We start from the raw sequence: 17,514 nt of genomic DNA, 5'->3' as shown, positions 1-17,514 counted from the left end.
CGAATTATGTGCTACACTATTTTTAATTAAATATTCTAAAAATAAAAGAAGGAGGAGCGACTATGATTGAAAATTATTTTCTTTTCATCATTATGTCTATTTGTCTTATTATTTTACCTGGTCCTGATACTGCAATGGCTACGAAAAACACATTAGTTGCTGGTAAGGTAGGCGGGGTGAAAACAGTGTTCGGTACATGTGTTGCACTATTAATTCATACTTTAGCAGCAGTAATCGGACTTTCCGCACTTATTGTAAAGTCAGCTCTTTTATTTTCTATTTTCAAGTACGTTGGAGCTCTATATTTAATTTATATTGGTATTAAAGCCCTTTTAGCAGTAAGAAATAAAGAAGGCGTCAATACGAACGATATATCTTTGAATAACGCAAACGAGAATACTTCTTGCTTTCGCCAAGGGTTTCTTACAAATTTATTAAACCCTAAAATCGCAGTCTTCTTTTTAACATTTTTACCGCAATTTTTAAATCCAAATCATAATACGTTTATCCAACTTCTTATAATGGGCCTTACTTACTTAGTTTTAACAGTTATTTGGTTCGCTTTTTATATATTTTTAATTGATAAAATTAGTGCTTTTATGAAAAAACCGAAGACACAACGTTATATTCAAGGGTTAACGGGAATTGTCTTAATTGGTTTTGGTATTAAACTCGCTTTTGAAAAAAGCAATTAACAAGAAGAAAACCACCACTATTCATAGTGGTGGTTTTCTTTTAACAACTGATTTGGCTGTCTACTTTATATTAAAACCAGCGCTCAGTTACAACTTTTTTACGTGTATAGAATTGAACGCCATCTGTACCATTTGTACCTAAATCACCAAAGAATGAAGCTTTATTTCCTGCGAATGCGAAGAATGCCATTGGTGCTGGAACGTTTACGTTTACACCGATCATGCCCGCATCGATGTTATCACGGAACGTTTGTGCATGTTTACCGCTTGATGTATAAATAACCGCACCATTTGCAAATTTAGATTGATTTGTTAGATTAATACCTTCTTCTAAATCTTTAACACGTACAATGCTTAATACTGGAGCAAAAATCTCATCTTGCCAAATTTTCATTTCTTGATTTACACCGTCAAAGATTGTCGCACCTACAAAGTAACCTTCTCCAACTTCTTCCTTAATTTTACGGCCATCTACTAATAAAGTAGCTCCATCTGCTACACCGCTGTTAATATAGCCCAATACGCGTTCTTTATGAGACTCACGAATTAATGGTCCAACATAATTATCTTCGTGGAAACCGTCACCTACTTTTAACTTCTTCGTCTCTGCTACTAGTACGTCGATGAACTCATCTGCAATTTCATCAACTACTGCTACTACTGAACATGCCATGCAGCGCTCTCCACTACTTGCAAATGCAGATCCAATTACACCTTGTACCGTTTTCTCAAGATTGCAATCTGGCATAACAATCGCATGGTTTTTCGCACCAGCTAACGCTTGTACACGTTTCCCATGTTTCGTACCTGTTTCATATACGTAACGAGCTACCGGCTCAGATCCAACGAACGAAACAGCTTGAATATCTTTATTTTCTAAAATGCTATTTACAACATCTTTTCCGCCTTGCACTAAATTTAATACGCCTTTTGGAAAACCAGCTTCATAGAATAACTCTACAAGTCGCTCTGCTAAAAGTGGCGTTCTTTCAGATGTTTTTAATACGAATGTATTACCACAAGCAATTGCAAGCGGGAACATCCATAATGGAATCATCATCGGGAAGTTAAACGGCGTAATTCCAGCAACAACTCCAATTGGGTAGCGCCAAATTGATCCATCAATGCCGCTTGCAATATTCGGAAGTGCTTGTCCCATCATTAAATTTGGAGTAGATGTTGCAAGTTCTACTGCTTCAATACCACGTTGTACTTCACCAGTTGCATCCGTTAATGTTTTACCATTTTCTAGCGTAATGATTTTTGCAAGTTCTTCTTTGTTTTCTTGTAAAAGCTGTAAATATTTATACAATTGTCTTGAACGATTCGGAACTGGTACTTTAGACCATGTTTCGTATGCTGCTTTTGCCGCTTCAACAGCTTTTTCAACATCTTCTTTCGGAGATAGCGGAACGTAAGCGATAATTTTTCCAGTCGCCGGATTTGGAACTGCTTCTACTTCTGTACCAGTAGATTCTACCCACTCACCATTAATATGATTTTTTACTCGTTTAATTTCAGTTGTAATCATTATATTCTCTCCTTTTTTATGATGTTTATAAGTCTATTATTTTTGATTAGAAATTAATTGTTCACTAACTTTCTTATATAAAGCAGCCATATCGTTTTCACCATACCCAGCTTCACTTGCTTCTTCATATACGTTTAATAGCATTTCGCTTACTGGTAAGTGAAGCTCACTTTCTTTCGCTAAATCTACTGCAAACCCTAAATCTTTCTTTAATAAATTTACAGTAAAACCTGGCTCGTAGTTTTCTGATGCAATAAAACTTTTATAATTGCGCTCATAAATTCTACTTTGACCATAGCTTACATTTAAAATATCAAACATTTTATCTAAATCCATATTGTTCTTTTTCGCTAATGTTAAAGCTTCACTCACACCAGCTGTATAAAAACCAATTAATAGGTTATTAATTAATTTAACTGTTGTCCCACTATCAATTTGCTCACTAACATGGAAAATGTTCGCACCTAATACACCCATGATAGATTCCGTCTTTTCATATACCTTTTTTGATCCACCAACCATAAATGTTAATGTACGGTTTTCAGCTCCAATTACCCCACCACTAACAGGTGCTGCTAAAAAGTCTACTTTCTTTTCCTTTGCAGCTTCCTCTAACTGTTTGTTTAACTGTGGAGATACAGTACTTGTATCAATTAAAACTACATTCGAGTGACTATTTTCAAATAATCCTTCTTCGCCAAAATATACCGCTTCAACAGCGCGAGGTGAAGGTAAACTTGTAAAAATTACATCGCATGTTTCTGCTAGTTTTGAAATTGATAAGCCGATAATTCCGCCTTCTTTTTCAAAAGAAGCTTCAGCATTTTTATTTAAATCCACACCATATACTGTGTAACTTGATTTAACTAAATTTTTAGACATCGGAAGACCCATGTTACCTAAACCGATAAAACCAATCTTTTTCATATCGCTTTCCTCCTATTTACACAATATACTTTCCGCGATTTATACTAGCTTTCGCAATTTCTCTCTTTTTTGTAAATACGTTCGTGTATAAAGGCACTAATAATTGACGAATTTCAGTTAAAATCACGTGTCTATCTTGTTCTTCTGTAATAGCCGCGGAAAGTATAGAAATCGCTGATTCTTCTACTTTGCGATAGCCTTCTTCACAAATAACGTCAGTTATCATTTGTTTCGTACGCTCTTTTTCTGCACCATTTTTACTAATTGCTTTACTCGTACGTAAAAATGCTGATTCCATGACGTACACGTCCGTTAACATATTTGATAATACACGTGAATATTCTTGCTCTTGATCAATTTTTAAACCTGGAGTTTTAGAGAGCGTTTTCAAAGATTGTTTCAACAATTTTTTCGCTAATAAAATGTAACGATGGTTTCTTTCGACATTTTCTACATCAATCTCTATTTCAGTATCTTCAATTTGTTCCATTTGCTTCATTAACATTTTGGCAACTGTTAATCTATTAATTTCGTTCGTCCCTTCAAAAATACGACTAATTCTAGCATCACGGTATAATCGTTCTACTTCATACTCTTGCATATAACCGTAACCACCATGAATTTGTACAGCTTCATCTACGATATGACCAAGTGTTTCAGAAGCATTTACTTTATTCAGTGCACATTCAATTGCAAATTGAGACATTTTCTTCATAAGATCTTCATCGCTCTCATGAATTGCTTCATCAATTACACCTGCTGTACGATACGCTGCACTTTCTGCTCCATATGTAGCAATGATCATATTTGCAATTTTCTCTTGAATCATCGTAAAGTCTACTAATTCCGTTTGAAACTGTTTACGTTCTTTTCCGTATTGAACGGACAATCCAATTGCTTGCTTTGCTGTTCCAATATTTCCAAAGGCAAGTTTTAATCTAGCAAAGTTAAGAATATTAAGAGCTACGTGATGCCCTTTCCCAACTTCCCCTAAAACATTTTCAGCAGGTATGACAACATCTTCTAAAATAAGGGTAGCCGTTGAAGAACCTTTAATCCCCATTTTCTTTTCTTCTAGCCCAATAGATACCCCTTCACATGTTCTTTCGACAATAAACGCTGTCATTCCTTTATTTGTCTTCGCAAAAACAACGTATACATCTGCCATATGAGCATTTGTAATCCATTGCTTCTCACCATTTAACTTCCAAGCAGTACCATCTTCATTTAATACTGCACTCGTTTTTGCACTTAAAGCATCAGAACCAGCATTTGGTTCAGTTAAAGCATAAGCCCCAATCCATTCTCCTGATGCAATTTTCGGCAAATATTTTTCTTTTTGTTCTTTCGTTCCGTAATATATGTAAGGCAATGTACCTACACCTGCGTGTATATTAAATGAAACGCTAAATGCACCAGCGTATCCCATTTTTTCTGCTACAAGCCCTGAAACTGCCTTTCCTAATTCAAATCCGCCATATTCTTCTGGAACCTCGATACTTAATAATCCAAGTTCTCCAGCTTTCTCAAACAATTGACGAGAAACTTTATAGTTATGTTGTTCAATATTCTCCATTTGTGGAACAATTTCTTGTTTAACGAATTGTTCAGTCGTTTTTGCGATTAAATCTTCGTCTCCTGAAAAATCTTCTGGCGTAAAGAAAGCATGATTCACATCTTTATTAAGTGAAAAAAATTCATCCCACGGTAACTTCGTTTTCTCCATCTGAATCCCCCTATCATTTCGGCCTTACTTGCTACTACATATGCTCGTCTACGATGAGTGGAATATCTTATTTTTGAAAACAGAAGGCGATGAATTTTCACATCAAGCAGTTTGTCTTGCTAAAGATGTATTCTCATCGCCTTAGTTGTTTTATCTATTGATCCTCTGATAATACTGTTTTTGCAATTCCAGTATCTAGTTCTTCAAAGTCATGATATGAAATTGTTTCATATAACTCACTTCTCGTTTGCATATTAGAAAGTGCATCTTTTTGAGAACCAGTTTCCTTAATTAAAGTAAACACATTCTCATACGCTTTCGCTGCTACGCGAAGTGAAGTTACAGGATAAATAACCATTTGGAAGCCCATATTCGCAAATTCCTCTGCACTATAATACGGCGTTTTCCCGAACTCAGTCATATTGGCAAGTAAAGGTGCATTTACTTTACTATTAAATAGACGGAATTCCTCTTCTGATTGTAGCGCTTCTGGGAAAATTGCGTCTGCACCTGCTTTTACATATGCATTCGCTCTTTCAATTGCTTCATCTAATCCTTCTACACCACGAGCATCTGTGCGCGCTACAATATATAAGCTCGGTGCAACTTCTTTAATCGCTTTAATCTTTTGAACTAATTCTTCTGTCGTAACGAGTTTCTTACCATTTAAATGGCCACATTTCTTTGGTAATTGCTGATCTTCAATTTGGACAGCTGCTACTTTCGCTTCCACCATTTCTACTGCTGTTCTCGCTACATTTAGGACGCCACCGAATCCAGTATCAATATCAACAAGAACTGGTAAGTCTGTAGCTCTTACTAGATCCCTTGCTCTCTCTGCTACTTCAGTAGACGTCACGATTCCTAAATCAGGTAGCCCTTTACTTGCAGTATAAGCAGCTCCTGATAAATAAAGAGCTGAAAAACCTGTATTTTTCGCAACAAGAGCTGCCATTGCGTCATGAGCACCTGGAATTTGCAAAATTTCATTTGCTTCTACTAAAGCTCGGAAGCGATTCGCAAGCTCTTCTTGTGTTGACTGTTTATTCACAACCCAAGCCATTCTAAATTCCCCCTATTATTAAATTAAGAATAGATCTACAAATTCATTTACATTCATATTTTCTAGTTTCTCTTCATTTAAACAAGCTTCATGAATTTGTTCTTGTTGCTTACTAGAATAATGACCTGCCATATTTGCAGTGAATTTTTGAACAACTTTTGGAATCGCTTCGTCTCTACGGAAACGGTGACCAAGTGGATATTCACATTCCACATTTTCTGTTACAGTTCCATCTTTGAAATGAACTTGAACAGCGTTGGCGATTGAGCGCTTGTTCGGGTCAAGGTAATCTAAACTGTACTGTTTATTTTCAACAACAACCATCTTATTACGTAATTCATCTACACGTGGATCATTTGCTACTGCATCCTCATAATCATCCGCAACGATATCCCCTTTTAATAAACCAATTGCCGTAATGTATTGTAAGCAATGATCACGATCCGCTGGGTTATTTAATGGACCTTCTTTATCAATAATACGAATTGCTGATTCGTGCGTTGTAATTGTAATACGGTCAATCTCATCTAATTTCCCTTTAATTTCTGGATGTAATTTCACAGCACATTCTGCAGCTGTTTGTGCATGGAATTCTGCTGGATATGAAACTTTAAATAATACATTTTCCATTACATAAGAATCTAATGGTCTTGCTAATTTTAATTCTTGTTTATTGAATAATACATCTTGGAATCCCCATCCTGGTGCAGATAATGCTGTAGGGTAACCCATTTCACCTTTTAGAGCAGTCATTGCAAGATGAACACCGCGGCTCGTCGCGTCACCTGCTGCCCATGATTTACGTGATCCAGTATTTGGAGCATGACGATATGTACGAAGACTAGAATTATCAATCCACGCATGTGATAATGCATTAAAGATTTCTTCACGTGTTCCACCAAGCATTTTCGCAACTACAGCAGTTGTTGCTACTTTTACATATAATACGTGGTCAAGACCAACTCTGTTTAAGCTGTTTTCTAAAGCAAGTACACCTTGAATTTCATGTGCTTTAATCATCATTTCTAATACTTCACGTACTTTTAACGGTTCTTTTCCTTCTGAAATACGAACACGGCTAATATAATCTGCCACAGCTAAAATTCCGCCTAAGTTATCAGATGGATGTCCCCACTCTGCTGCAAGCCAAGTATCGTTATAGTCTAACCAACGGATCATACATCCGATATTAAATGCACCTTTCACTGGATCAAGTACATATGACGTACCTGGTACACGTGTACCATTTGGCACGATTGTTCCTGGTACAACTGGTCCTAATAATTTCGTACATTCTGGATATTGTAATGCTAAAATTCCGCATCCAAGTGTATCAAGTAATACGTAACGAGCAGTACTGAATGCTTCTGCACTTGTTACCTCTTTATTTAATACATAATCCGTAATCTCTTCTAATAATGCATCTTTTTGTTTAATTTCATTTGTTTTAATCATGCTATCCTTCCCTTTCTGTCGAAAATTCGTTATTATTAATGATGGGTGTCGGTCAAACACCCATCTGGCGGGCGGTGCTAACAACTCCCCAGTTGTTCTTATTTACTAAGCACATGTCGCTCGCCAATATAATTTACACGTGGACGGAACAAACGATTGTTCGCATGTTGCTCAATAACGTGCGCACATAGTCCTACTGTTCTAGAGCTAAAGAAGATTGGTGTGTACAGTTGAATTGGAATACCAAGCATCCAATATACTGGAGCTGCGTAATAATCAAGGTTCGGATAAATTCCTTTTTCCTTCTCCATAATCTTTTCTCCAGCTTCACACATTTCATATAGTGTATAGTCACCTTTCACATCACATAACTGTTTTAAAGCTTCCTTCATCATCAGTGCTCTTGGGTCCATCTTCTTCATATATACACGGTGTCCAAAGCCCATAATTTTTTCTTTGTTATATAGTTTCTTCTGTAATAACTCTTCAAACTTTTCAACATTACCAGCTTCTAAAAGCATGTACATAACCGCTTCGTTTGCACCGCCATGTAAGCTACCTTTTAAAGATGCAACCGCACCTGTTAAAGCACCATATAAGTCGGATTGCGTAGATGCAATAACGCGCGCTGTAAATGTAGAGTTTGGCATTTCATGTTCACTATATAAAACAAGGGAACGATCAAAAATCTTCTCCTCAAGTTCAGTTGGTTTTTTACCTGTTAACATATAGAAGAAATTCGCGCTATATGATAATTCCTTAAGTGGTTCGATTGGCTCTTCATTATTTAAAATATGATAGCTATTCGCTACAATGTTTGGTACTTTACTCAATAATTTGTATCCGCGACTTTTGTTTACTTCTAACGAGCGGTTTTCAATATCATTATCGTAACCAGCTAATGCGGACACACCTGTACGCAATCCATCCATAGGGTGTGTTTCTTTCGGTAATGCCTTCAGTACGTTGAATACACCTTCTGGTACCGCGTATTCTTCTTTTAATTTCTTTTCAAGTGTTGCTTTTTCATCTTCATTCGGTAGATGTTCTTCCAATAAAAGGTGCACAATGTCTAAGTACTCTTTTGTTTTTGAGAGTTCGATTAAATCATACCCTTGAATTACAATTTCACCTTTCACTGTGTCAAGAAACGAAATCTTCGTCTCCGCTGCCACTACACCATCTAATCCCGGGGAAAATTTTTCTTCAGCTTTCATCATTATTTCCTCCAATCCTAATAGATCTTCGTGCACATAACTGTAAGCCTTTACAATATTGTGAAACTACATTTCTATTTCAATGTATCAGAGTTTTTAGAAGATTTCAATTTATTTTATAATGATAAGTTTCCTATACTTTTCTTACTGTAACAATACAATTTTTTGAAAATAATTCTTATATTTTATAAAGAAAGAATAGACTTCTTTGCATATTTTTAAAAACAAGATATAAAGATTTTCCATATAACACCGCCAAATATACAATTATTCTAATTTTATTTACGAAATAGAAAAAACGAGCTGTACATAAATACAGCTCGTTACTATATGATATTTATTTCACTATGTCTTAAATATAATTTTTATATAAAACTTATTCATTTTTAATAAAGTTATTATTTTACATAATTAAATTGAATTTCTTCCATTTCCTCATGATAACTTACAAATAAATCATAGTTTTGAAAATACCAAAGATCATCAACATCTACAAAAAATATAATACCTTCCTTCTCAACTGACACGATTTCCCCATCTGGTTTCTCTGCAACAATCCCTAAAGAATATCCAGGCTGAATTGAACTATTCCCTCCGTACCTTACAGTAAAACGTACAGATTCACCGTGCTTTATACGTAATTCTTCCTGGAACCATTGTAGAGCTTTACGATCAATTGAAATTCTCATCTTTATTCCCCCCAGTTTATGCAAACTCTTTTTTTCCTAATCGTTGTTTTACAAAGAAGACGAAAATAATTAAGGCTATTAATGCTGAAATTGCACTCCCTGAAAATAAAATACGATAACCAAACATTTGTGAAACAACTCCAAGTAAAATAGCACCTAACCCGATTCCTAAATCAAACGCTGTAAAAAATGAAGCGTTCGCAACTCCTCTTTTACTCGGATCGACAATTGTAAGCATTGCCGCTTGCAATGCTGGCTGTGCTGAACCGAATCCAACACCATATAATGTAGCTGCGATAACTACACCTATTAAATCATTTGAAATCGTTAATACAACTATTGCAATAATAGTAATGCATAGTGCCGGAAGTATGATAAATACTTCTCCATACTTATCTAATAGTTTTCCTGAAATTGGCCTTACAATCGTTAAAGCAATTGCATATACAAGAAAGAATGTCCCAGGATTCACATCAATTGACGATGCAAATAGCGGTAAAAACGTCGTAATGCCTCCATATGCAAATGATAAAAAGAATACAACTATCGTAATGGATAGAACCGATTTTTCAAACAGTTGTATTTTCCCTTTTTCTTTTTGTGGTGTGAATGGCATTTTCGTCATTAACGATAGTAAGACTGCCATAAAGGATAAAAGAGTTGCTAATAAGAAAAGGCCGTGAAATGAATAATTTTGTACAACCGATAATCCAATCATTGGGCCGATTGCCATTGCAATCGTCATAGCCATTCCATACCAACCCATACCTTCACCACGGCGTGAATCTGGAATAATATCAGTTATCGCTGTTCCAACAGCTGTTGTAGAAACAGCCCATGTTACTCCGTGAATAACACGTAAAACAGCTAAAAGGACAATAGTCGTCGCTAAATGATAAGAGTACATCGTTAACCCAAAAAAGATGAGTCCCAAAATAATAAAGGATCTTCTACCATATTGATCCAACATCCCTCCAATAATCGGTCGTATTACAACTGCCGCTATTGTAAACATTCCCATCATAAGTCCGACTTGTGATTCATTGCCACCTATCTCTTTAATAAAAAGTGGGAGCGTTGGAACAAGTAAATAAAATGCTGTAAATAAGAATAACATTGCGAAAGTCATTTGAATAAATGATTTCGTCCATAATCGTTCCATAAATATTCCTCCATAAAAACGTAAAATCTTACAATTAACACCTCTATTTTACTGTTTCCTTGTTCCTTTTCCCTCCGTAAATAGACGTATCTTTTTATAATAAATAGTCTACCTTCAATTTAAATTGGTCTTACAACTTTATACGTATGTTTTAGCCTAAAGTCCTATCTAACTGTACCTTTATATGTGTGAAAAGAATATACTACTTTATTATCGCAACTTAGGAGTGAATATTTTTATGTGGGTATCATCAAGAGTAACTGCCGTAGTTCCTTCGGCTCCTGGGATACACGTTCCCGCCGTTCATACAGCTAGTTCTGATGTCGGTATTGAACTTCCCGCAACTTGGCAACACTATCAAATTCCCGGTCAAATTACCCCCTCATTTTGGCATCATGGTGCACATCCAAGTAGTACCCCCTTTCAAAGCCACGCTTATCCTCCGTTACCTCAATCTCAAATTTTTTATCATTTTCCTTCAATTTATTTTCAAAACTTCTATGGTACTTTTAATATTTAAAATACATTGTCTCATAGCTACTGCATTTAAAAGAAAAAAGCACTTAAGATTATAATTTTTACAAATCTTAAGTGCTTTTTAATATTTTTTATAAAATTTTCTTATTGTCCATTATTAGCAGGGGCCTCTCCTGCATTACCGCCAGTTTCTGGTTGTGTGGTCGCTGGTGGAGTTGTATTTCCTTGGCCTCCTCCATTATTTGCTGGAGGTGTCGTATTCCCTTGACCTCCACCGTTATTTGCTGGAGGTGTCGTATCTCCTTGGCCTCCTCCATTATTTGCTGGAGGTGTCGTATTCCCTTGGCCTCCACCGTTATTTGCTGGAGGTGTCGTATTCCCTTGGCCTCCTCCGTTATTTGCTGGAGGTGTCGTATCTCCTTGGCCCCCTCCATTATTTTGTTCATTTTGTTTCTTTTCTTCTTCTTGTTTCTTTTGCTCTTCTAGTTTCTTTTGTTCTTCTTGCTTCTTAAGTTCCTCTTGTTTCTTTTCTTCTTCTTGTTTTTTCAGTTCTTCCTGTTTCTTTAATTCTTCTTGCTTTTTCTCTTCTTCAGTTTTTTGCTGCTGATCTTGTTTTGGTTTTTCTGTCGTATCCGGTACGCTCGTATTTGGAGAAGAATCACGTTTTTCACCTTTTATACGCAGCTCACTACCTTCTTGAATTACACTACTTGGCATTTTAAATCTTGATTTGTCAGTAGCAAACTGACTCATCATTGCTTTAAAGATCAACTGTGCAATTTTCGTATTTTTACTACTAATATACTCGTCTTTACCATCTTTCATATATCCAGTCCATACTGCCATCGTATACTGCGGTGTATAACCTGCAAACCAACTATCACGAGTTGCACTTTCCGGAATGTTAAATTTCGCTAATTGTTTTGAATCATAGTTTGTTGTACCTGTTTTTCCAGCTACATCTAAAGAACTTATATTTGCTGCTGTACCAGTACCTGATGTCACTACTGAACGAAGCATATCAGTAATCATATATGCTGTAGAGTCAGCTATAACTTGTTTTGGTTTTTGTCCAAAACTTTGTGACTTTCCGTCTGGATAAACTACTTTCTTAACAAAATGCGGTTTTGCATACTTACCACCATTACCAAATGTCGCATAAGCACCCGCTATTTCAGTTGGTGATACTTCGTTTGTACCAATAGCTGTAGATTCTGTTGGCGCTTTTTTAAATGTAATACCTAATTTCTCAGAGAATTCCTTTGATTTATTAAGTCCTACTTCTTTTGCAGTTTTAACTGCTGGAACGTTACGTGACATTTTTAACGCCTCACGCATAGTAATTGGACCTAAATGACTTCTGTCTGCATTTCGAAGTTCTTGTCCAGTTGAATATTTAAATGGAGAATCATCAATTTGATGATACGTAGCCCATTTTAAGTATTCAATTGCAGGACCGTAATCAAAGATTGGCTTCATCGTCGAACCAGCTGCACGATCTAATTCAATGGCCATATTATGCCCTTTAAATACGGCTTTATTTTCACCGCGCCCACTACCTATAGCACGAACCTCTCCGGTTTTCGTATCCATAAATGTGAAAGCACCTTGGAACTTATCATTTGGATAATTAATAATATTTTCATTTAAAATCTTATCAGCAAAATCCTGTGCTTTCGTGTCTAATGTTGTATAAATTTCTAAACCGTCAGAACCAATATTAGCATCTGGCAATTCTTTTTCAACTTCTTTCACAACCGCATCCATAAATGCAGGATATGGCATTGCTTGTACAGTTGCAGTCCTAAGTCCATCTGTTACTTTAACTTTCGAAGCTTCTTCCATTTCTGCCTTCGTAATATAACCATGTCGATTCATTAATTTTAGTACAACATTTCTTCTTTCTGTTGCTCTTTCAATATTTTCTGTTTTCGTCGGATCATAGTTATTCGGTGCTTTTGGTAAACCTGCAAGCATCGCAACTTCTGGTAATGTTAAATCTTTCAATTCTTTACCATAGTAGTTTTGTGCTGCTGTTGCGATACCATACGAACGGTTTCCTAAGTTAATTTTATTTAAATACATTTCTAAAATTTCATGTTTTGAATATTGTTGTTCTAGTTTATACGCTAAATATATTTCCTGAACTTTACGTTTTGATGTTTTTTCCATCGATAAGAAGTAATTTTTAATAACCTGTTGCGTTATTGTACTTCCACCTTGTGAACCGTAATCTCCTTTAAGACTCACCAAAACAGCACGGGCAGTACCTTTAAAGTCTACTCCGCTATGCTCGTAAAAACGTGCATCCTCTGTTGCTAAAAATGCATTTTCTACTAATTTAGGAATTTGATTATACGTAACATTCGTCCGCTTTTCTTTCCCGTATTCATATACCAAATCGCCATTTTTATCATAAATTTTTGAGGATAACGGATTAACAAGTTTTGCTTTCTCAAGTTTTGGTGCATCCTTAATCATTACGAAGAAGGTAGCAACTCCCCCCACTAAACCAACAATACCAAGTAATAAACAAGTAATTAAAAACTTGCGAAAAAATGATGTTTTACCTTTTGGTTTTTGTGTTTTAGAAGCTGGCTGTTTTTTCTTTTTAACTTGTCGTCGCTCCTCTCGAGAACGATAATTTTCTGACATGTTACTTTCTCCTGCCTTTCAATTCTCCCGTTGATTTACTTAAAAATATTGAGGTCACTTTCTAAAATAAATTTAATTAAGAAAGTATATTGACCTGGAGCATTCAATATTTTCCTAATTCACAGATTATAAATTTTAGAATGCTTGTTACACAAAGTATTTTCACTTCTATTTTTCTAATAATGCTGCCCCTTTAAGCATAGAATGTAAAAAGTGAATTTTTAATACCTCGTATAAATAATATACCTTTTTTTCAAATGGTCAATATTTTCTTATTTATAAATCAAAGGTGAAATAAAAATAGCACAACGATATGTACTTCGTGTGAACTTCCTTATAATTACGTATAACGAACATTTAATATATTGCATATAAGTATAATACCTCTTTAATTATAAAGATTTCAACACCACAACCTCAACATCTATAAGATATTATTAAAAATGAAAAGTGAGGAGTTGCGTAATGATGGAGTTATCTCCCGTGATTTCCAAAACTATAGTTGCTGTTGGCTATAATCCTTTTTCTATGATTTTACGCATTCAATTAAAGCATGGACTGTATGATTTCTTTAACGTTCCTGAAAACATTTACACCGGTTTATTAAACGCACACTCTAAAACGAATTATCACAATACTTATATTAAAAATTCTTACCGCTACACTAAAATTTAAACTTAACTAGAATGAAAAAAGAAAGGAGGTAGTCCCCCCTTTCTTTTTTAAATCATTTCACAACTCAGCTATCTTCTGTTCTTTTTATTTATTTCATCATATGCTTGAATTTGTTTTTTTAAACGCCGATCTGCTTTTTTATCATGTACAACTAATATCGCATGAATAACACCTGGAACCCAAAATATTAATGTTAATATGAAATTAATTACTGCTTGAAATGGTTTTCCGCAAAATAATACGGCTACAGGTGGAAGAAGAATTGCCAACAAATACATCATCTCTTGAAAACTCCTTGTTTTGTATTTTTCTCTCTCCATACACTATAAAAACCAGTAACTTTTACATTTCCGATATTTTTATTACCCACTAATAACTGTTCTACCATATCCTACATCTTAATAAAACTATATTTATGTTTACAGTGAGATTCGTCTAAAAAATTTTCAAACCATTTTTTCAACATAGAACTGTTCACCTCTATGAAAGAATCTTCATCTTGCCTTATTACATACTTTTACTTAAATACTCAATCTCATGTTGTAACTTTTTAAATTGTTCAAAATGCATAGTGATAGATTGACTGTTTCCATACTCAGCACTATGCTTCACCAATAAAACACCCGTGTCATGAAAAAACGCGTCAAGCTCTTTTCTAATGGATACTTTCATTATATGCGCTGTTTTAATAGCCGATAAAATTGCAATTTCATTAAACTTTAATTTTATTTCCTTTGGACAAAATGCTTCTTCCACCAATATAACTTCATTGCTATAAATAAGTGCAACAAGATTACTTGACTTTGCATCTGTTAAATCTACTTTTTTTATAACATTATTCATTACATTTTGCCTCCTTTGTTTTCATATATGATAATTATACAATTTTCATTTTTAATTACGTAACCTTACATTCAGTTTAACACACTTTTATTATGGGATTAAGCTACACTTCAAACGTTTTATTATTCCGCAATTTTCGTTAGATGAACCCTTTGGACTATAAGACCATATAGTAGTGTTAACAAATGATTGTAAAGTGGGTGAGAACTATGCCCTCAGTTGTAGGGAATTTAGTTGTACAAAATAGTAACGGTTCATTTAATTTAGGTGATTTCTATAACGTTTCTCCAAAAGAAAACACGAAGGCTTATAATGGATCTGGTGCTTCCAACGTTGGTTTTGTTGTTAATACTTTTAATGGTGTGAGTGCGACTAATACGTTTGATTCTGACCTTGCGGATCAAAACCAAGTCGGTACAGCTTAACCCTATTTTTTCATCGTTCTGTTTAAGAATTTTTAATTTGTCCATACTATAATCAGGCTGTTATACAGCTATTGTTGATTTTTGGAGTACCCTATCTTTTTCTCCCTTTCCCTGGGGCTTAGCAGCTAGTATGAAGCTAGCTGCTTTTCCGTTTCATTTTTTCTGTTTCACATCTAACATAGCTTACTTTACGCTATTTCAATAATATCCGTGGTATTAAATACGTAAGTTTTATAAAACGCGTCAGTACACATTACAATGCGCTTTAGCGGATTTATATGTACAACTGTCATGTAGCTTGTAAGTATGTATCCATCTTCAAAATATGTCACCAATATTTCTTTCTCAGACAATAATGACATTAATAATTTATCAGAAATTCCCTCTTTTGCTTCTTTTGTTAAAAATGGTTTTTGTACTTTAAATTTCTCCCCAATAACCTTTCGCATACTTAATAACTGTTCCGACATTACTGTAAATGGAACCCATTCTCTTTTTGCTCTTTGTATCTTTACATCATTCATTTCTCTATCTCCTCGATTATTTATCCATTCTATTTCAAACATATTGCGCTTCGATTATTCTTTAATAATTGCTCGGCTCATATTTCCACCGCATGAACAGATAGGAAATCTCCCACCTCAAAATTCACAACATACAAGGAAAGTAAGTCGAAAATCAACTCCTCGTAAACAGCCGATTGGTGAAAATGTAATTAGTGGATGATGAACACCCACTAATTACATTTTCACTTTATTTCTAAATCGTATACTATCTACACATACAAGAACATTCGTTCTAATTATACACGAACCTACGTTCTTTTGAGAAGGAATTTATTTTTTCTTCATCAAATGAGCCTTTTTCCCATTTAATAGGAAGTTCACGTATCAACTAAAAAACGACTTCACTTAAAGAGAAGTCGTTTTTTCTAATCACCTATATTTCTATATTTATTTTTCTATCCTGACAAGTGTTCTTTCTGGAATACGAATCTCATCTATATGAAAATGATTTATTTTTAATTTTAATTCTCCCAATCGTTCCTTATCTTCATTACCAACCCAACAACTGAATAATTCAAAATAGTCCCCATCATTTAAATAACCTTCCATAATCGTGCATAAAGCTATTAGCTTTTTTTTAGCTTCCTTCTTCTCCCTTTCTGTTTGCCACTCATCAAGTTCAATACCTCACATTGTTGAAATTTCATACGTGTAACTTGTTTGAAATTGAAACTCTTGTACAATTTCAAGCATACTTTCATCTGAAAAACATGGTCCAAAAACAATTACATCATTAGAATCTGGATCCGTTAACGGAATTTCTACATTGCATCCTATATAACTTGCTAAACTCATTTTTACTCCTCCAATATTCACATAAAAATAACTTATATGAACATTTATCTACCCAAATATAAAATCCCTGCCTAAATTCAAAAAATCTATGAGATTTATAAAGAATCAAAACTCGTTCCTTATAAATTTCTATGAAAAGAGAGCAATTTAAACACTCTCTGTTCGTACATACTGCGTCAAACTATTTATTTATTTATAATTCACTCTAATTACTAAATATATTTTGGTTGTACTATTATATGTAACTCCCTCTCTGTTACTGCTTTTTTCGGGTTTCGAAAATACTCTAATTCGTATTTTAATACCTCATATTCAACCATCCCGATCTTAATCCCTTTCGTTTCTTTTAAAATAGCTAATAGGTTATTTATATCTTCATCATACGATTCAAAAATTTTCCCTCCGTCTTCTCTTTGAAAAATTACTTTCACATTTTCTCCCCCTACATCATTTATTTATCTATCCAATAATTCATTCTTCACCTTAAAATTTCATACGAAAAAGAACATCCATCTTAATAGAATGCTCTGCTTTTCACTTCATTTAACGTCAATATATTTCAATCTTATTGTATGTTTCATTCTGCAAATTATGTTTATCCACTTCTATAAAG

Annotated in this window: 18 protein-coding genes; 4 read left to right on the top strand and 14 right to left on the bottom strand. The window is 34.6% G+C overall.

Annotated elements, in window-relative coordinates:
- Positions 1-62: 62 nt before the first annotated feature.
- On the top strand, positions 63-695 hold the full coding sequence (locus NST14_RS12200) for a LysE family translocator (RefSeq protein WP_000572339.1): 633 nt from the start codon (positions 63-65) through the stop codon (positions 693-695).
- 70 nt (positions 696-765) lie between these two features.
- On the opposite strand, the gene NST14_RS12195 is transcribed toward NST14_RS12200, so the two are convergent.
- The 8 genes from NST14_RS12195 to NST14_RS12160 form a co-directional block, all read right to left on the bottom strand.
- Complete coding sequence (locus tag NST14_RS12195; RefSeq protein WP_000633359.1) at positions 766-2,226, bottom strand: CoA-acylating methylmalonate-semialdehyde dehydrogenase; 1,461 nt, start codon at positions 2,224-2,226, stop codon at positions 766-768.
- A 36-nt stretch (positions 2,227-2,262) separates the two neighbouring features.
- Complete coding sequence (locus tag NST14_RS12190) at positions 2,263-3,153, bottom strand: NAD(P)-dependent oxidoreductase (RefSeq protein ID WP_000719437.1); 891 nt, start codon at positions 3,151-3,153, stop codon at positions 2,263-2,265.
- Positions 3,154-3,169: 16 nt separating this feature from the next.
- Entirely contained in the window at positions 3,170-4,879 is a 1,710-nt protein-coding gene (locus NST14_RS12185) for an acyl-CoA dehydrogenase family protein (RefSeq protein WP_074532976.1), read from the bottom strand.
- Between the two features lie 154 nt (positions 4,880-5,033).
- Positions 5,034-5,942: a methylisocitrate lyase gene (gene prpB, locus NST14_RS12180; protein ID WP_000312650.1), complete on the bottom strand. Its 909-nt coding sequence runs from the start codon at positions 5,940-5,942 to the stop codon at positions 5,034-5,036.
- An 18-nt stretch (positions 5,943-5,960) separates the two neighbouring features.
- Positions 5,961-7,397: a 2-methylcitrate dehydratase gene (gene prpD / locus NST14_RS12175; protein ID WP_000598131.1), complete on the bottom strand. Its 1,437-nt coding sequence runs from the start codon at positions 7,395-7,397 to the stop codon at positions 5,961-5,963.
- A 98-nt stretch (positions 7,398-7,495) separates the two neighbouring features.
- Entirely contained in the window at positions 7,496-8,617 is a 1,122-nt protein-coding gene (gene mmgD / locus NST14_RS12170) for a citrate synthase (RefSeq protein ID WP_002170253.1), read from the bottom strand.
- 395 nt (positions 8,618-9,012) lie between these two features.
- Positions 9,013-9,303, bottom strand: coding sequence for a HesB/YadR/YfhF family protein (locus NST14_RS12165; protein WP_001222846.1), 291 nt, complete (start codon positions 9,301-9,303; stop codon positions 9,013-9,015).
- 16 nt (positions 9,304-9,319) lie between these two features.
- Entirely contained in the window at positions 9,320-10,465 is a 1,146-nt protein-coding gene (locus NST14_RS12160; protein WP_000440647.1) for an MFS transporter, read from the bottom strand.
- Between the two features lie 238 nt (positions 10,466-10,703).
- Between NST14_RS12160 and NST14_RS12155 the strand changes: the two genes are divergently transcribed.
- The gene (locus tag NST14_RS12155; protein ID WP_000270175.1) at positions 10,704-10,985 is read left to right on the top strand and encodes a hypothetical protein; all 282 of its coding nucleotides are present in this window, start codon (positions 10,704-10,706) and stop codon (positions 10,983-10,985) included.
- 101 nt (positions 10,986-11,086) lie between these two features.
- Here NST14_RS12155 and NST14_RS12150 read toward each other — a convergent pair whose 3' ends face one another.
- Positions 11,087-13,597: a PBP1A family penicillin-binding protein gene (locus NST14_RS12150; RefSeq protein WP_074532975.1), complete on the bottom strand. Its 2,511-nt coding sequence runs from the start codon at positions 13,595-13,597 to the stop codon at positions 11,087-11,089.
- Between the two features lie 465 nt (positions 13,598-14,062).
- On the opposite strand from NST14_RS12150, the gene NST14_RS12145 reads away from it, so the two are divergent.
- Complete coding sequence (locus NST14_RS12145; RefSeq protein WP_002163658.1) at positions 14,063-14,272, top strand: KTSC domain-containing protein; 210 nt, start codon at positions 14,063-14,065, stop codon at positions 14,270-14,272.
- A gap of 68 nt (positions 14,273-14,340) precedes the next feature.
- Here the strand turns inward: NST14_RS12145 and NST14_RS12140 are convergent, their stop codons facing one another.
- Complete coding sequence (locus tag NST14_RS12140; protein ID WP_000990231.1) at positions 14,341-14,553, bottom strand: YqaE/Pmp3 family membrane protein; 213 nt, start codon at positions 14,551-14,553, stop codon at positions 14,341-14,343.
- 226 nt (positions 14,554-14,779) lie between these two features.
- Complete coding sequence (locus NST14_RS12135; protein ID WP_001066866.1) at positions 14,780-15,115, bottom strand: hypothetical protein; 336 nt, start codon at positions 15,113-15,115, stop codon at positions 14,780-14,782.
- A 209-nt stretch (positions 15,116-15,324) separates the two neighbouring features.
- On the opposite strand from NST14_RS12135, the gene gerPF reads away from it, so the two are divergent.
- Positions 15,325-15,540 (top strand): spore germination protein GerPF, encoded by a 216-nt coding sequence (gerPF, locus tag NST14_RS12130; RefSeq protein ID WP_001141565.1) that lies wholly within the window; start codon positions 15,325-15,327, stop codon positions 15,538-15,540.
- A 188-nt stretch (positions 15,541-15,728) separates the two neighbouring features.
- Here the strand turns inward: gerPF and NST14_RS12125 are convergent, their stop codons facing one another.
- The 3 genes from NST14_RS12125 to NST14_RS12115 all read right to left on the bottom strand — a co-directional run bounded on the left by NST14_RS12125 (position 15,729) and on the right by NST14_RS12115 (position 17,332).
- Positions 15,729-16,064 (bottom strand): YolD-like family protein, encoded by a 336-nt coding sequence (locus NST14_RS12125; RefSeq protein ID WP_001000611.1) that lies wholly within the window; start codon positions 16,062-16,064, stop codon positions 15,729-15,731.
- Positions 16,065-16,733: 669 nt separating this feature from the next.
- Complete coding sequence (locus tag NST14_RS12120) at positions 16,734-16,901, bottom strand: hypothetical protein (RefSeq protein WP_000050509.1); 168 nt, start codon at positions 16,899-16,901, stop codon at positions 16,734-16,736.
- Positions 16,902-17,113: 212 nt separating this feature from the next.
- Entirely contained in the window at positions 17,114-17,332 is a 219-nt protein-coding gene (locus NST14_RS12115; RefSeq protein ID WP_000864286.1) for a hypothetical protein, read from the bottom strand.
- Between the last annotated feature and the right edge of the window lie 182 nt (positions 17,333-17,514).

It is taken from the genome of Bacillus sp. FSL W8-0519, from assembly GCF_038005585.1.
GTDB lineage: Bacteria > Bacillota > Bacilli > Bacillales > Bacillaceae_G > Bacillus_A > Bacillus_A paranthracis.
This window is presented reverse-complemented; position numbering and strand designations above follow the sequence as displayed.

Bases quoted from the DNA above. Each gene is read 5' to 3' on its own strand.
- gerPF (WP_001141565.1), top strand. From the start codon at position 15,325: ATGCCCTCAGTTGTAGGGAATTTAGTTGTACAAAATAGTAACGGTTCA.
- NST14_RS12185 (WP_074532976.1), bottom strand. From the start codon at position 4,879: ATGGAGAAAACGAAGTTACCGTGGGATGAATTTTTTTCACTTAATAAA.
- NST14_RS12125 (WP_001000611.1), bottom strand. From the start codon at position 16,064: ATGAATGATGTAAAGATACAAAGAGCAAAAAGAGAATGGGTTCCATTT.
- NST14_RS12140 (WP_000990231.1), bottom strand. From the start codon at position 14,553: ATGATGTATTTGTTGGCAATTCTTCTTCCACCTGTAGCCGTATTATTT.
- NST14_RS12145 (WP_002163658.1), top strand. From the start codon at position 14,063: ATGATGGAGTTATCTCCCGTGATTTCCAAAACTATAGTTGCTGTTGGC.
- prpB (WP_000312650.1), bottom strand. From the start codon at position 5,942: ATGGCTTGGGTTGTGAATAAACAGTCAACACAAGAAGAGCTTGCGAAT.
- NST14_RS12120 (WP_000050509.1), bottom strand. From the start codon at position 16,901: ATGAGTTTAGCAAGTTATATAGGATGCAATGTAGAAATTCCGTTAACG.
- NST14_RS12150 (WP_074532975.1), bottom strand. From the start codon at position 13,597: ATGTCAGAAAATTATCGTTCTCGAGAGGAGCGACGACAAGTTAAAAAG.
- NST14_RS12165 (WP_001222846.1), bottom strand. From the start codon at position 9,303: ATGAGAATTTCAATTGATCGTAAAGCTCTACAATGGTTCCAGGAAGAA.
- NST14_RS12135 (WP_001066866.1), bottom strand. From the start codon at position 15,115: ATGAATAATGTTATAAAAAAAGTAGATTTAACAGATGCAAAGTCAAGT.
- mmgD (WP_002170253.1), bottom strand. From the start codon at position 8,617: ATGATGAAAGCTGAAGAAAAATTTTCCCCGGGATTAGATGGTGTAGTG.
- NST14_RS12155 (WP_000270175.1), top strand. From the start codon at position 10,704: ATGTGGGTATCATCAAGAGTAACTGCCGTAGTTCCTTCGGCTCCTGGG.
- NST14_RS12200 (WP_000572339.1), top strand. From the start codon at position 63: ATGATTGAAAATTATTTTCTTTTCATCATTATGTCTATTTGTCTTATT.
- prpD (WP_000598131.1), bottom strand. From the start codon at position 7,397: ATGATTAAAACAAATGAAATTAAACAAAAAGATGCATTATTAGAAGAG.
- NST14_RS12195 (WP_000633359.1), bottom strand. From the start codon at position 2,226: ATGATTACAACTGAAATTAAACGAGTAAAAAATCATATTAATGGTGAG.
- NST14_RS12160 (WP_000440647.1), bottom strand. From the start codon at position 10,465: ATGGAACGATTATGGACGAAATCATTTATTCAAATGACTTTCGCAATG.
- NST14_RS12190 (WP_000719437.1), bottom strand. From the start codon at position 3,153: ATGAAAAAGATTGGTTTTATCGGTTTAGGTAACATGGGTCTTCCGATG.